Below are 14,262 nucleotides of genomic sequence, written 5' to 3'. Positions count from 1 at the left end.
GTAAATGTCAATATAAGAATGTACAATTTTGACGATGTACAATGTACAGTTATTCCTTCTGTTGCATATGGTTTCGTAACCGGTATGAATCTCCAGTTATGCTAATCACATGTGCATGGTGAAGTAATCGATCAACAATAGCATTAGCTACTCGCTCATCATGTAATATGGTAGCCCACTCATCAAAATTAATGTTAGACGTTACGATGGTACTTTTCTTTTCGTACCGTCTATCAATAATTTGAAATAGTAAGTTAGCATCACCTGGTTGTAACGGTAAATAGCCAATTTCATCAATGATGAGTAATTGGTAGCGTGCATAATGCTTGAGCCGAGTTTCTAATCGTCCTTCATCTTTTGCACTCTTAAGGTTTTGAATTAAATCATGGCATTTAATAAAATAGGTGCTTCGTCTGTTACGAGAGCTTTCAATACCTAGTGATGTAGCTAAATGTGTTTTCCCCACTCCGCTAGAGCCAAGAAATACAATGTTTTCAGCTTGTTCCATGAATCCTAATGATGCTAAATCCTTAATTTGCATTTCGTTAATTTGTGGTTGAAATGAAAATTCAAAATCAGCTAGTGTTTTCAAATGAGGAAAATTACTAATTTTCACCATATGGTTAATTACGTTTTGTCGTTTAATATCAACTTCGTAATCACTCAGCTTCAATAACCACTCAATATGAGATAAGCTCTGTGTATTAGCTAATTCAATTGTTTCATCTAGGTGTAACATGCATTGTTTTAGTTTTAGATATGCTAGATTATCTTGTAAGCGTTGGTAATTAGTCTGTAGTGTCATAGATAGCTCCTATCTTTTCCAAATTAGATTTTGCTTTAGCTTTCACATCTTCAGAACTTAGATAAGGAATTGTTTTCTGCAATTGTGCCTCATAATGAGAAGGCAAATAGTTAACCTTCTTACCACTTAATGGGTGCTGTGCAATCAATTCTGTGCTATCATATATGTATAGCATCTTATCTATGGTCTTTAAGGTCATAGATTTGGCCACATATCCTGGTGGTACAGAATAGTGGCTACCACGAAAGCTAATGAGATTACTTGCTGAAACCTTAGCTTTTGGGTGATCTATGCGGTAGGAATCTCTTATCACTTTTGTTGGAAGTGGGGTAAGAGATTCCTTTTCTTTTTCAAGCAGTGCAGACGGTATTTGTCTTGTAGCTTGAGAAATCGCTAGATTACTACGTAAAATAATTTTTTGAATCTGTTCTTCCACTTCTTGTATTGTTAATTTTCCTTGGTACGCATGAATTTCATCTAGAATTTTCATTTGGCTTTCTACTTTGCCTTTCGTTTGTGGACGGCGCGCCATACACGGCTTAAATGTAAAGCCAAAGTCACTTGAAAATTGTTCTGCTTTGGTATGAAGCTGTCCTTTAGTTCCAGCTAGCCTCGGTTGTACCATCACGGTTTTCATATTATCTGTTAATAGTACATGTGGAACACCTTGTAATTGTTCAAAGAATTCTACCAATGCATCTTGTAGTGTTTCAGTAGTTCTATCGAAAGTGACCTTTGCTAATTTGTATCGAGAATAGCCTAATGTCATCAGCAATATATTAAAAGTTATGTGTGTGCCATCATGCAATAGGAATTTAATATTCTCTTTCCAATCAACTTGAGCCTGTTCAGCTGGTGCGGTTTCAAAGCGAATCGTATGCTGTGTGCTAGGCGATGTATGTTTTCTATCAAAATAGGATTGAAATACTGGTATCTTTAGAATATAACCGCGAAATGTAGAGTAAGCAGCTGTGAGTCCATGGTTATCTACCAAGTATTGCCACAAGACACGCTTATAATAAAATTGTTGGGGTGTATCATCAGATAATAAAGTCTGTATTACGTCATGAAATTTATCAATCATAGATGGTTTATGACGATGTGGATCAGGCGTTCCATTTTCATAATGAGATTTTATGGTGCGTCTATCATAGCCTAATTCACGACCTAGTAAACTATAATTAGGTTTCAAATTGCAAGCCTCCAGAATGTCTCTTAACATTGGTAAGTCTAATAATGATGTTACAGTAAATGAACTGTTAATAGCGTATACGTATTGCATGTTGTTATCACCTCAACTATAGTATCGGTGATACAATCAAAGTTGTACATTCTTATATCATCATTTTTGTACATTCTTAGAGTATCATTTACAGTTATTAAATACAGACGGCTTTAATAATCCTGATATCTATGAAGAGTCAGAATTTAAAATAAAACGAATTTTAGAAAATATAAACTTAACCCCACATAATAATATTTTGTTCAATGATATATCAGATGTATATTTAAGAAAAATTGAAAGATATCAAGCTTTAATTAATCTACCAGAAGTTAATGCGGATAATACTATTTTTGACAAGATTAAGGATTTTATAGATTTATGTACAAATCCAGAATTTCAAATTGCATTTGTTGGTACCATTAAAACTGGTAAATCAACATTGATTAATTCATTACTTGGACATAATTATGCCTCGATGGCTGTAACGCCTGAAACAGCTGCATTAACAAAGTTTCGAAGTAGTTCTAAAGATTACGTAAAAGTAAATTTTTATTCAAAAGATGAATGGAGACTCCTATGGGATTCTAGAACGTCTGGTGCAGATGCTTTTATGCGTGAATATAATGCGCTTAAAGCAGAAACAATTAAAGATAAATGGATTGGTCACCCACCTATTTACAAGGAGGTTACTAATAATAATATTGATAAGGAATTGTCTATTTGGTCTTCTTCTAAATATCCAGAACATTATTTTGTTAAAGAAATAGAGGTAGGAATATCAACTATGCCTGATAGTATTCCTAAACAGGTAGTTTTTGTAGACACTCCTGGTTTATCAGATCCAGTTGCATATAGATCAGAAATTACAAAACAATATATTAGAAAAGCAAATGCTGTATTTGTATGTGTTGATTCACAGAAAGTACAAAAAGAAGAAATAGAAACAATATCTTCTGTGTTTTCTTTTTCTTCCTATAATAAAGAGAAAGTTCATATTATAGCAACACATTGGGATAAGCTTAATAATCCAGAAGCAGATTGGCTAGAGCAAAAAAAATGGTTGAAGAGTCGTTTAGTAGGTAAGGGTTTCTTTGATACATCTGAAATGGCTGAAGAAAATATTATCCATTCAGCTGCTCATATTTATAATCTATGTAGAGATTTTGAAACGATTACTCAAGATGAGAATATTACATTAATGCAATTTGCATTAGGTATGAAAATGGATATTAATAATCTTAAATGTTGCATTCCTGAAATGAAGAAAAAAACAAATATTAAATATATACAAACTTTGATAGTTGAAAAGTTTGCTAAAAAATATGAGAAGTTATTGGCTACAGATATTGAAATGAAGTATAAAGATATTAATTATATAATTAATCGTTTTGCTAAAGAACGGCAACATGATCTCAATGAAATGATTACTATGAGTAAGTTAAATATTAAGGAAATGGAAGCTAAGGTGAAAAAACAACAGATAAAACATGATGATATTATGATTGGGGCACAACAACTGACGGCTTTAATTACAGAAGTTGAGAAGAGTACACAAAAAAGACTAGATGAAGTACTTTCTAAATTAAAATCTTATAGACAAAGTGGAATATGAAATGAAAATAAGTGAAATTGCTAAACTGAGTGGATACTCGTTTTGTGGAAAAGATTTTAATGTGGACTCTATTCGATATGCAGAATATGCTGAGGATACAAGTATTGCAATTATTAAGAATATAGATAGCATTAATAAAACTAAAGCAAGATGTATTTTAGTTGAACCAAAAATAATTGATATAGATAAAACGATTATTTTTACCGGTGACCCAATAGAGATAGCTATTGTAAAAATTGCTCAAGTTTTGGAAGACAGTAAAAACAATTTTAATGAATTATCTATACATCAAAAGGTAGATAATTATTTTTTAGGTAAAAATGTGATTATTGGCTCGGATACTATTATTGCCCCAAATGTTTTTATTGATAACAATGCTGTAATTGGGCATCGATGCTATATTGGACCTAATTCATATATTGGTTCTGACACTATTATTAAGGATAATGTTTCCATAGGTGCATCTTCAACTATTGGTGCTAATAGTTTTTATCATTATTACGAGAATGACTGTTTACATGAATTAAAGGGCCTAGGCAGAGTAATTATAGAAAAAAATGTATCTATTGGTAGTAATACAGTTATTCAAAAAGGTACATTTTCTGATACTAAAATCGGTGAAAGTTGTAAAATAGGAAATTTAATTGATATTGGTCATGATGTAATTATTGGTAATAATTGCAAGATTGTTTCACAGACAGGTATTGCTTCAAATGTAAAAATAAAAAATAATGTAACGATATATGGGCAAGTAGGTATTTCTAATGATATATCAATTGAGGATAATGCTTGCATTTATGCAAAGTCTCTTATTTGTAAAAACGTAAAAAGTAATGAGATAGTATCAGGAATATATGCATGTAATCATTTGGATAATTTAAAAATGATAGTGAAGTTAAGAAGGTTATAGGAGAGTCGCAATGGGTGGTTGCTGTGTTATGAACAATGCTATAGGTGATTTTTTTAGAGATATTTTTGGTGATAATAGTGGTGGATGTGCATATTCTCCAGGACTATCAGAAACAGAAGCTCATGCAAAAAAAATAGCTGATGAATTAGCTGAGATGAAGGAACATATTCGCAAATCTTCTGAAAAAAATGAAAAAATGATTATTAATAATATAAGTGAGGCAATGGAAGAGCTTATTGTTACACTTGAAAAGATTAATAATAATAAATATGGAGGGAAAAATCTAAATATTAATATTGATGGGATAAGAAAAAGTATTGAAAGTCTAAAAAAGAAAATAATAGGATTTATTGGTGATTTCATGGATGATAGATTAGTCCTTACTGATAAAGAGCTATCAATAATTTTAGAGGAAAGAGACGATCAAAAAAGAAAAATAAATTTTGATGCTTTTTGTAAGAAGATAAAAGGGCAGGCTTTAGATCTTTTAATTGATATGATTAAAGTAACTGTTCGACAACAAGAGAAACTGATTAGAAAAGAAATAGAATCTCGTCTTAATGAAGTTAAAAAAAATCTAGAGATAGAAAAAAAAGCTTATCATGATATTTTAAAAACAAAAAATAAAGATGAATCAGAAATGTCTAAAACACAGATAAAATTAATTTATCAATATGGCGTATTAGATATTTTAAATGATCAATTGGGAGAATAAAAATTGTTTTTTTATAAAAAAAGGAATTTTATGGAATTAGAGCGAAAGGTCAATTTCATAATAGAAGAACTAAGTGATTACCATTGTAGACAGGATATAATTCTCTCTTCGATAAATATAATCGAGAAAAAAATAAATCTAATTGAAAATGAATTGAATCGAATTGAATCAAAATCTATTGATGACAATTTGAGATTGTTTAATAACATTCAAAATTCATCAATTCATATGTTTAGTCAAATTAACTCTTTAAACAAACATATGGATATGATTAAATCTGAAATAATAAGTCAATCAGAGAAAGAAGATAAAGAGTTTTCTTTTAAATTACAGTTAATATTAGATGAAATAATGAATGTAAAGAATGATTTATTAAATGCACAAAGAGAAAATACGACTCCCTTAATAGAGTTCAACCGTCAATTAAGGAGCGTGCTACTAGATACGATTTCTGAAAATAATCAGATTAGCACAAATCAATTAAAAACTCTAGGTAATGAATTAGAAACAAAATATGAAGGATTATATTCATTAATTCGACTATTATTGTTAAACAATATGATGGATCAATTAGAGGAGTGATTATTGTGGATATCATTATTTCTGCTAATGATAAATTTATCAAATTAATTAAAGAAATTCCGCTAAATAACAAAAACAAAGTTAATCATAATACTTTTCAAGAGGTGATTAAAAAAATTGCAAAAGACAAAGCGTCTGATGATGTATAAAAAATCAGAATTTAATTATATTCAGAAAAATAGGGACTACTATTTAGTTTATAATACTTTATATAATTCGTTAGTTCGAATGAATGCTTCAGAGTTTAATAAATATAGCAAGTTAATCAATATTGATTATGATTTTTCTAACCTTTTGATTCAAAATGGGTTATGGGTAGAATCTGAACTTGATGAGAAAACCAAATATTTGGCTTGTGCTGAAGCGTATACTCTCAGTGTGCCACGACCACTTAGTATTACTATAACGACAACTCTCAAATGTAATGCTAGATGTATTTATTGCTTTGAAAATGGTGTTAAACAAACTGATATAATTGAGGGAGTGGAAGAAAAACTACTTGATTTTATTAAAAAACATAATAAATCTAATGAAGTTCATTTAGTTTTATTTGGAGGAGAGCCATTATTAAATATTCCATTTATAGATTCTTTATGTAATTCTTTGACTGAGGCAGAAATAATTTATTCCACTTATATTATTACAAATGGCAGTTTATTAAATAAAGAACTTATAGAATCCAAATTTGATTATTGGAATATTAAGGATATGCAAGTAACTCTTGATGGAGTAAAGAATGTATATGAAAAAATTAAGAACTATAAATTTCCTCATGAGGGAATGTTTTATTCAATATTAGATAATATAAGAATTGCTGCTGAAAATGATGTTTTTGTAAACATAAGACTTAATATAGGTAAAGATAATAAAGATAGCATTATTGAGTTAATCAAAGAGTTGGATAAAATTTTTGGTCAGTATAATAATGTTGTCTTTTATCCCGCATTTCTTGCTGGTAATCAAGAAATACAAGATGAAGATGAACGTATAGAATTTATAAAGAAAATGTTATTTAGTATAAAAAATGTTCAGAAATTAACTGCTGGGATGAGATTTTATTCTCTACCGAGGATGCATGCATGTATGAATGGCGATCCTACTTCATTTTCAATAGATGTTAATGGAAATATATATACATGTGAATGTAATGTTGGGAGAAGTAAATACCGTATAGGTGAATTAACTGAAGGGTTATTTATAAATGATTTGAGAGGTGCTGATGTAACTTTTAGCGAAGAATGTAGACATTGTGTGTTTCTACCTAAGTGTTTTGGAGGATGTGAATCAAATAGAAATAAGAATAATATCCCTTGTATGATTGAAAAGTATTTATTGAAAGCATACCTACAGATTTTATAGTAAATATTATTAGAAAAGTTAAATATAAATAATTTGTAATGGACAAGTATCATGTCAAAATTCTACCCAACAATAATAAATAGTTTCCACGGTAGTGAAGGAGAGCGTCTCGTATATGAGGCGCTCTCTAAATTAAATAACGAATATGTAATTTTTCATTCTTATCGATGGTTAGGCGAATTGAACCAACGTAGGAGTGAAGGTGAAGCAGATTTTGTTATTTTACATCCCAAAAAAGGTGTTTTATCCATAGAGGTAAAAGCTGGCGGGATTTCCTATCGAGATGGAAACTGGATTCAAACGAATCGAAATACAAAAGAAGAAAAAATTATAGATCCTTTAGGTCAAGCTGCAGAAAGTCAATTTAGGATTCAAAATTATTTACGTAAACATTATAATGGGCAGATGCCTGTTATTGGTCGAGCCGTATGGTTCCCATCTATAGCTATTCATAACAAGGTTTCTTTACCACTAGAGGTAAATAGAGATATTGTGTTTGATGTAGATTGCTTACTTAATCCACAGGAATCTATGGATAAAGCTTTTAGCTATTGGAAATCTAATTTAGGATTTAGAGACTCAGAACAATCAGTTAATGATTTTCAAAATATGATCAAGACTTTAATGCCTACATTTAATATAGTTGAGTCTGTTGCAAGTACAGCTCTTGAATCAACTAAAAGTTATATTCAGATGACGAAACAACAAGCATCTATATTACATTTTTTACGTGAGCAGCCTACAGCTGTTATTCATGGTCCAGCAGGTACAGGTAAAACGATGTTGGCCATTGAGAAGGCTAAGATGTTAGCTGCGGAAGGTAAAAAAGTACTATATTTATGCTTTAACGAGTTCTTATTATCTTATGTGAAGGAGCATTATACATACGATAATATAGTCTTTCATAATGTCAGGTCACTTGCAGAGAAGTTGATGCCTAATAGCAATTACTCTATTGCAGAGATTATTCCTCAATTTATTGATTACTTTCAAAATGAATATGATGATCTAGAATGGTCTTATGAAAATGTAGTTATTGATGAAGGTCAAGATATTGATGAACATATATTAGAACATATTTCTATATTAGTAGACATGTTAGGCGGTCATTATTATGTGTTTTATGATAAAAATCAGTATATAATGATGCATAAATCGACACATTGGTTAGATACTTATGGGGACTGTCGTCTTGTATTGTATAAAAATTGTCGCAATACTGCTGAAATAGCTAAGACTGTAGGCACAACATTAAGTGATATTAAGAAAGATGCTTACATAAATGAGCTATCTGGGATAAAACCACTTGGATCATTCTATAAGAATGAAAATGAATTACGTAACATTGTTACCAAATTTGTTACAAAAATGATTCAAGATAAGGTTAAACCTGAAGACATTGTTATTCTTACTACAAGTAGTGTTCCTAACAGTATGTTAAAAAATATTTCTGCTATAAACGGAGTATTTATTTCTAGCGAGCCAAAGAAAAATAATATATTGTTCACATCTGTTCGTAAATTTAAAGGCTTAGAAGCTAAAGCAGTTTTATTAATTGATATTTTAGTTAATGGCCTCACTAATGAATTACATAAACGATTAGTCTATGTTGGTTCATCTCGAGCAAATACATATTTACAATTAGCATTCTATGATAATGTACCTAATGAAGATTATAAGTCCATTCTAAATCATTTAGGTGTAAATGAAATCAATGGACCTAGTAAAGAAGCTTTATTAGATACTTTTGGTCTCGATTTATTAAAATAATATTTTGATGTGTTATTTTTTACGTATACACTTTTGTACAATATAGATGTAATCAGTTAGTTATTCTAATGTTGTTTTGTAGTATAGAGGTGTATGGTATGAAAACAGATGTTATCAAAGAAGCTCTTGAAAGTGTAAAAAAAGAAGACCCTAAATTATACGAGGATGTAGCAGAGTATATTTCTTCTAATAGAAATAAAACTGGTGTTCACCCTGATGGGGTGTATCAAGAACACAGTTGGCCTAATATTATAGGACCTATGCCTGGACCTTTTCCTCATCCACGGAATCCATTTGAACAAAATCCTTTTGGTGTATTTTGGCCATTGGCTGGGTTATATCTGTTCTATAAATTAGTTAGAAAGGTATGGAGATTATTACGAGGCAAGAATCAAAATATTTCCATAGATGATATTATTACGTATATAAATAATCATAAATAATGTGTTGTAAGGGAGAGTAATAATGGCTTCAAAAAAGTTAAAATTAGGTGATATTGTTTTTTGTGAACGACGTAGTGGATTATTAGGCCGTAACTTATATCAACATTATGGCGTATATGCGGGTTATCATAAAATTATCCATTACGTAAAAGGGGATTCTCCACTAGACGGACGAATTGCTGAGACTAGCATTGAAGAATTTTGTGACGGAGATACCTTATATATTGCCGAGGACGATAGTTTATTATCTATTTTCCAAGATGCAGATGTGACATCTACCTTTTATGGACCATGTAAAACTGTAGAACGTGCTAGATCTATGATTGGCAAAGGCGATTATAATTTATTTAATCATAACTGCGAGCACTTTGCTATTTGGTGTAAAACAGACCTTAATAAGTCAACTCAACTCAGCATAGAAGGTATGGCAGCAAGAGTATTTAAACCTTCGTGGGGACCATTGAAATGGTTAGCTGATGAAATTTGGCGCGTAGAGGCCAAGTATTAGTAGTAACTAAAAGGGACTAGCAATGCAGAAAAACATGTATTGCTAGTTCTAACTTTCAAAAAAGCAAAATATTTTAAAAATAATTATTGACACACACGGATGCGTGTATTATAATTACATAATCAGGTGAAAGAAATCACCAACATGTAGAACAGAAAGACTTAGATTCTAACAGCAATCCTGTCACATACATAACTTGATTAAGATGAGTATAGAATCTAGTATAATTTCATAGTTATCGTTCATAAACGATTCATAAGGTTAGACACTAGCAGCAATCTTTGATGATTTAACCAGAAAAAGTTATTTTGGAGACCCTTTGGTCTAGAGTATCGTGTCTAGTAAACTTTAGCCTCAGTGAGGTTAGTAATTGTCTTGAACTTTGTATTGTAACCGCTCACGGTTGTCTTGTTTATTTTGCTTTCAAAATTTACGTTGTGATAATCCGCAGCGGTTTTTTTATATGCCAAGGAGATATGAACTATGAATACATTTATGAACGCTTTAACAAACAATGAAAAATCCTATACCGCTAATGATGGTACTGCGTATCGTACAAGTGGCAGTCCTCTTGTGGACCTTAATTTCTCTGTGCCTGCATTACGTCAAGTTGCGGTTGATTTTTATGGTAAAAGTAAACATGACCGCTATTTCTATGGTGCACATCGCACTATGGATGCAGTGGATGCATTGCGCTTATTCATTACATCCTACGATGAAGACCCTCTGTATACCATGAAATGGCTTATGTATGCCCGCCATATTAAGCTAGGCCTTGGTGAGCGTGATGTATTCCGCATGATGCTCACTAAAATTGGTGACTTGTATCCAGAGATGGCATTGCAGTTTATCATCGGTACCGAGTTGTGGAATTATGGTCGTTGGGATGATGTGCTACGCATTTTCTTTGATACGACAAGTGGTATCTTACATGATGGACTAGGTGAGCTAATCACTAATCAGTTTAGACGTGATGTAATGGGGTGTGGGCTCGGCGACTCTATTAGCTTGTTAGCGAAATGGATGCCATCCAATAATACATCTTCAAAACAAAAACGTTCTGAGGCGGCTATTTTACAATCCTTGTTACATCTAAATGCACGAGAGTATCGTAAAACTCTGTCTTGCTTGCGCGAACATCTAGCGGTAGTAGATCGCAAAGCTTCGCTCAATCAATGGAATGATATTAACTATAATCATGTGCCATCTAAGGCCAATCTAAAATATCGCAATGCCTTTTTAAAACATGATGAAGAACGTCGTAAGGCCTATCTTGCATCATTACAAAAGGGAGACGATTCTGTTAAGATTAATGCTGACTCTATGTTCTTGTATGATATAGTACAAGCCTATATAGAGAATAATGGTTTCTGGGGTGGTAGTCTAAAACCATATGACGAAACGCTAGAACAGTTATGGAATGCTCAAGAATCTCCTAAGGATTATGACGATATCTTAGTTATACGCGATGGGTCTGGATCCATGGAGCAAAAGCTATCTGGTAATAGTTCCGTCACTGCACTTAACGTAGCAGATTCTATTGCATTATACTGTGCACAGCATAATAAGAATGAATCCTTTAAAAACCGATTTATTACCTTTAGCAATCGCCCTCAGATGGTAGATATTTCCATGTGTCAAACATTGCGGGATAAGCTAAGACGATTGCATCGATTTGACGATTACAGCAATACGGATATAGAGGCGACCTTTGATTTAATCCTCGACACAGCTGTGAGAAATCATTTGCGTCAAGACGAGTTACCTTCAGCGTGTCTCGTTATTTCTGATATGCAGTTCGATCAAGCCACAAAGCATGAGGATAACACGACAGTTATTGAATCGTGTCGCCAGAAATTTGAAGCCCTTGGGTATACTATGCCTGGGCTTATCTTCTGGAATGTATCTGTCTATGCACACAATACAATTCCTGTACAAATGCATCCCAGTGGTGTCATTCTCGTATCTGGATTCTCGAAATCTATCGTAGATATGGTAGTATCTAGAGAACTCAATCCTGAAATGGCCCTTAAAGCAGAGCTAGATGCAAAGTGCAGCATTGTAGATACAGTTTTAAACGGCTATGTAAGGGTAGCGTAACATTTATATATTCTTATTAAAATAGGTTCTTACTAGTCGTAATATGACTAGTAGGAACCTTCTTTTGGTGTAATTAATTTGTGCTATAATGAGTTGTAGGTTTTATAATATAATAATCATTTATATATACGAGGAATTAAGTATGGCAATTAGCAAAGAAATACAAAAATCTAGCGAAATGAAGTTTGATGGTAAACTAATTAAGGTTACCTATGATATAGCTGATGTAAATGGTAATGAAGCATGGCGTGAGGTTGTACATCATCCCGGAGCAACCGCTATCGTTGTTGTTACAGAGGATAATAAAATCGTAATGGAACGCCAGTTCCGTTATGCTTTGCAACAACCTTTGCTTGAAATTCCGGCAGGTAAACTAGATCCTAACGAAGAACCTATCAATTGTGCTAAACGTGAATTGGCAGAGGAAACTGGTTACCGCGCTAAAGAATGGATTTCTTTGGGAACTATTGCTACAAGTCCTGGTTTCTGTAATGAAGTATTACATCTATACTTAGCAAAAGATCTCACCATGGGAGAAACCCATTGGGATCCTGATGAATACGTAGAACTTGAATACTATACATTGCCTGAATTATTAGAGGCTATCAAGGCAGAACAAATTAAGGATAGTAAATCATTGGCAGCTCTAATGTTAGCTATGCCTTATCTTAAGTAGTACTTTATTTTCATAATTATATATAGTATAATTAACACATAAAGAGAGCCAAATAACGTACTGTTAGCGTTAGGCTCATCTAAAATACGGAAATATGATGATGCCTAACGTGTTGAGGTGGTAGGATACCTCATACGTTAGGCGTTTTCATTATTATTTACGGCTATAAAAAAATAGCGTAATCATTATAGTAATGATTGCTACTATGAGCATAGAAAAATCTATCATAATAGATAGTGATTCATATGTTGTCATAGCATCACCTCCTTTGAGGAGATGAACCTAACTTACGTCATTTGGCTCTTAATGGTAGTATAGCATGTAATATTCTACCTGAATATTACAATAGGAGTTATTATGTATAAAAGAATCATTATATTAGTTATGGATTCTGTTGGCATTGGTCATGCCCCAGATGCCGCAAAATTTAATGATGAGGGATCTAATACATTAGGTCATATTGAATCAACCGCTGGTTTGATTCATTGTCCTACATTGCGTTCTCTAGGCTTGGCAAATATTGCGGATATTAAGTCTGATGAAACACCTGTTATGGGTGCTTATGGGAAAATGGAGGAAGTCAGCACAGGGAAGGATACAACTAGTGGTCATTGGGAAATGATGGGCCATCCTGTTACGGTTCCGTTCCCTACATTTTACGATGGATTCCCTAAGGAGTTAATGGATACTTTCACCAAAGAAACCGGTTATGGGTATCTTGGTAATGAGGTTGCATCCGGTACTGAAATTATCGAGCGTCTCGGCGTAGAGCACATGAAAACGGGGAAACCTATTGTGTATACCTCTGCCGATTCGGTATTTCAAATTGCAGCACACGAGGATGTGATTCCTCTAGAGGATTTATATCGTATGTGCGAAATTACGCGTAACAAAGTATGCGTTGGTGATTATTATGTAGGACGTATCATAGCTCGTCCGTTTATAGGTAAACCAGGTCATTTTGTACGCACATCGAATCGTCATGACTATAGCCGTATGCCTGAATACCGCATGGTGCAACAGGAATTACAAACTGCACAAATTCCGACTGTGGCCGTTGGTAAAATTGGCGATATCTATGCTCATGTCGGTTGGGATGAAAGCTATCCAACCAAATCAAATGCTCACGGCATGAATGTGGTGCCTTATTTATTAGGTTCTTCCTTTGAAAGCGGCCTTATGATGGTGAACCTTGTAGAGTTTGATAGTCTATATGGTCATCGTCGTAATGTAGAAGGTTATAAACGTGCCATCGAAGATTTCGATTACCAATTAAGCGGTTTATTACCATTGTTGAAAGAAGATGATTTGCTCATCATCACAGCTGACCATGGTAATGATCCTACATGGCATGGTACAGACCATACGCGTGAACGAGTTCCATTGCTTGCTTATAGTCCAAGTATGAAAGGAGCCATTGATTTAGGTTTACGCCATAGTTTTGGTGATATAGGACAAACCGTATTGGAGAACTTTGGACTTTCACCATATGCAATAGGCACATCATTTTTAAAAGATATTACGAAATAGTCGTATTGTGTAATATAATCCTTGCGT

At 32.9% G+C, this 14,262-nt stretch carries 15 protein-coding genes; 12 read left to right on the top strand and 3 right to left on the bottom strand.

What is annotated here, in order from left to right; genetic code table 11:
• Window positions 1-49: 49 nt before the first annotated feature.
• Both istB and istA read right to left on the bottom strand, forming a co-directional pair.
• Entirely contained in the window at window positions 50-805 is a 756-nt protein-coding gene (gene istB, locus HMPREF1151_RS05275) for an IS21-like element helper ATPase IstB (protein ID WP_005382493.1), read from the bottom strand.
• A complete protein-coding gene (gene istA / locus HMPREF1151_RS05270) occupies window positions 789-2,087 on the bottom strand; it encodes an IS21 family transposase (RefSeq protein WP_009660914.1) in 1,299 nt (432 codons plus the stop codon). The genes istB and istA overlap by 17 nt, the downstream gene beginning before the upstream one ends.
• A 199-nt stretch (window positions 2,088-2,286) precedes the next feature.
• Between istA and HMPREF1151_RS05265 the strand changes: the two genes are divergently transcribed.
• The 11 genes from HMPREF1151_RS05265 to HMPREF1151_RS05220 all read left to right on the top strand — a co-directional run bounded on the left by HMPREF1151_RS05265 (window position 2,287) and on the right by HMPREF1151_RS05220 (window position 12,705).
• Complete coding sequence (locus HMPREF1151_RS05265; RefSeq protein WP_009661168.1) at window positions 2,287-3,642, top strand: dynamin family protein; 1,356 nt, start codon at window positions 2,287-2,289, stop codon at window positions 3,640-3,642.
• 1 nt (window position 3,643) lies between these two features.
• Window positions 3,644-4,552 (top strand): UDP-3-O-(3-hydroxymyristoyl)glucosamine N-acyltransferase, encoded by a 909-nt coding sequence (locus tag HMPREF1151_RS09575; RefSeq protein ID WP_009661210.1) that lies wholly within the window; start codon window positions 3,644-3,646, stop codon window positions 4,550-4,552.
• A gap of 28 nt (window positions 4,553-4,580) precedes the next feature.
• Complete coding sequence (locus tag HMPREF1151_RS05255; protein ID WP_198002244.1) at window positions 4,581-5,267, top strand: hypothetical protein; 687 nt, start codon at window positions 4,581-4,583, stop codon at window positions 5,265-5,267.
• A 30-nt stretch (window positions 5,268-5,297) separates the two neighbouring features.
• The gene (locus HMPREF1151_RS05250; RefSeq protein ID WP_009661278.1) at window positions 5,298-5,849 is read left to right on the top strand and encodes a hypothetical protein; all 552 of its coding nucleotides are present in this window, start codon (window positions 5,298-5,300) and stop codon (window positions 5,847-5,849) included.
• A 5-nt stretch (window positions 5,850-5,854) separates the two neighbouring features.
• Window positions 5,855-5,998: a hypothetical protein gene (locus HMPREF1151_RS09780; protein ID WP_009661154.1), complete on the top strand. Its 144-nt coding sequence runs from the start codon at window positions 5,855-5,857 to the stop codon at window positions 5,996-5,998.
• Between the two features lie 79 nt (window positions 5,999-6,077).
• Entirely contained in the window at window positions 6,078-7,208 is a 1,131-nt protein-coding gene (locus tag HMPREF1151_RS05245; protein WP_198002242.1) for a radical SAM protein, read from the top strand.
• Window positions 7,209-7,259: 51 nt separating this feature from the next.
• Window positions 7,260-8,978 (top strand): nuclease-related domain-containing DEAD/DEAH box helicase, encoded by a 1,719-nt coding sequence (locus HMPREF1151_RS05240; RefSeq protein WP_009661264.1) that lies wholly within the window; start codon window positions 7,260-7,262, stop codon window positions 8,976-8,978.
• Between the two features lie 98 nt (window positions 8,979-9,076).
• The gene (locus tag HMPREF1151_RS05235) at window positions 9,077-9,421 is read left to right on the top strand and encodes a hypothetical protein (RefSeq protein ID WP_009661298.1); all 345 of its coding nucleotides are present in this window, start codon (window positions 9,077-9,079) and stop codon (window positions 9,419-9,421) included.
• Between the two features lie 22 nt (window positions 9,422-9,443).
• Window positions 9,444-9,929, top strand: coding sequence for a lecithin retinol acyltransferase family protein (locus HMPREF1151_RS05230; RefSeq protein ID WP_009661140.1), 486 nt, complete (start codon window positions 9,444-9,446; stop codon window positions 9,927-9,929).
• Window positions 9,930-10,412: 483 nt separating this feature from the next.
• Window positions 10,413-12,029, top strand: coding sequence for a DUF2828 family protein (locus HMPREF1151_RS05225; protein ID WP_009661070.1), 1,617 nt, complete (start codon window positions 10,413-10,415; stop codon window positions 12,027-12,029).
• 142 nt (window positions 12,030-12,171) lie between these two features.
• Window positions 12,172-12,705, top strand: a complete 534-nt coding sequence (locus HMPREF1151_RS05220) for an NUDIX hydrolase (RefSeq protein ID WP_009661249.1) — start codon at window positions 12,172-12,174, stop codon at window positions 12,703-12,705.
• 153 nt (window positions 12,706-12,858) lie between these two features.
• Here the strand turns inward: HMPREF1151_RS05220 and HMPREF1151_RS09980 are convergent, their stop codons facing one another.
• Complete coding sequence (locus tag HMPREF1151_RS09980) at window positions 12,859-12,960, bottom strand: putative holin-like toxin (protein WP_353799244.1); 102 nt, start codon at window positions 12,958-12,960, stop codon at window positions 12,859-12,861.
• 102 nt (window positions 12,961-13,062) lie between these two features.
• On the opposite strand from HMPREF1151_RS09980, the gene HMPREF1151_RS05215 reads away from it, so the two are divergent.
• A complete protein-coding gene (locus HMPREF1151_RS05215; protein WP_009661262.1) occupies window positions 13,063-14,235 on the top strand; it encodes a phosphopentomutase in 1,173 nt (390 codons plus the stop codon).
• Window positions 14,236-14,262 lie beyond the last annotated feature (27 nt).

The sequence above is a fragment of the Veillonella sp. ACP1 genome, from assembly GCF_000286635.1.
Taxonomy (GTDB): Bacteria; Bacillota; Negativicutes; order Veillonellales; family Veillonellaceae; genus Veillonella; species Veillonella atypica.
The sequence above is the reverse complement of the archived record's forward strand: the minus strand, read 5'-3'. Positions and strand labels throughout refer to the sequence as shown.

Bases quoted from the DNA above. Each gene is read 5' to 3' on its own strand.
- HMPREF1151_RS05255 (WP_198002244.1), top strand. From the start codon at position 4,581: ATGAACAATGCTATAGGTGATTTTTTTAGAGATATTTTTGGTGATAAT.
- HMPREF1151_RS09980 (WP_353799244.1), bottom strand. From the start codon at position 12,960: ATGACAACATATGAATCACTATCTATTATGATAGATTTTTCTATGCTC.
- HMPREF1151_RS05250 (WP_009661278.1), top strand. From the start codon at position 5,298: ATGGAATTAGAGCGAAAGGTCAATTTCATAATAGAAGAACTAAGTGAT.
- HMPREF1151_RS05230 (WP_009661140.1), top strand. From the start codon at position 9,444: ATGGCTTCAAAAAAGTTAAAATTAGGTGATATTGTTTTTTGTGAACGA.
- HMPREF1151_RS09575 (WP_009661210.1), top strand. From the start codon at position 3,644: ATGAAAATAAGTGAAATTGCTAAACTGAGTGGATACTCGTTTTGTGGA.
- HMPREF1151_RS05220 (WP_009661249.1), top strand. From the start codon at position 12,172: ATGGCAATTAGCAAAGAAATACAAAAATCTAGCGAAATGAAGTTTGAT.
- istB (WP_005382493.1), bottom strand. From the start codon at position 805: ATGACACTACAGACTAATTACCAACGCTTACAAGATAATCTAGCATAT.
- HMPREF1151_RS05215 (WP_009661262.1), top strand. From the start codon at position 13,063: ATGTATAAAAGAATCATTATATTAGTTATGGATTCTGTTGGCATTGGT.
- HMPREF1151_RS05235 (WP_009661298.1), top strand. From the start codon at position 9,077: ATGAAAACAGATGTTATCAAAGAAGCTCTTGAAAGTGTAAAAAAAGAA.
- HMPREF1151_RS05245 (WP_198002242.1), top strand. From the start codon at position 6,078: ATGAATGCTTCAGAGTTTAATAAATATAGCAAGTTAATCAATATTGAT.
- HMPREF1151_RS05225 (WP_009661070.1), top strand. From the start codon at position 10,413: ATGAATACATTTATGAACGCTTTAACAAACAATGAAAAATCCTATACC.
- HMPREF1151_RS05240 (WP_009661264.1), top strand. From the start codon at position 7,260: ATGTCAAAATTCTACCCAACAATAATAAATAGTTTCCACGGTAGTGAA.
- istA (WP_009660914.1), bottom strand. From the start codon at position 2,087: ATGCAATACGTATACGCTATTAACAGTTCATTTACTGTAACATCATTA.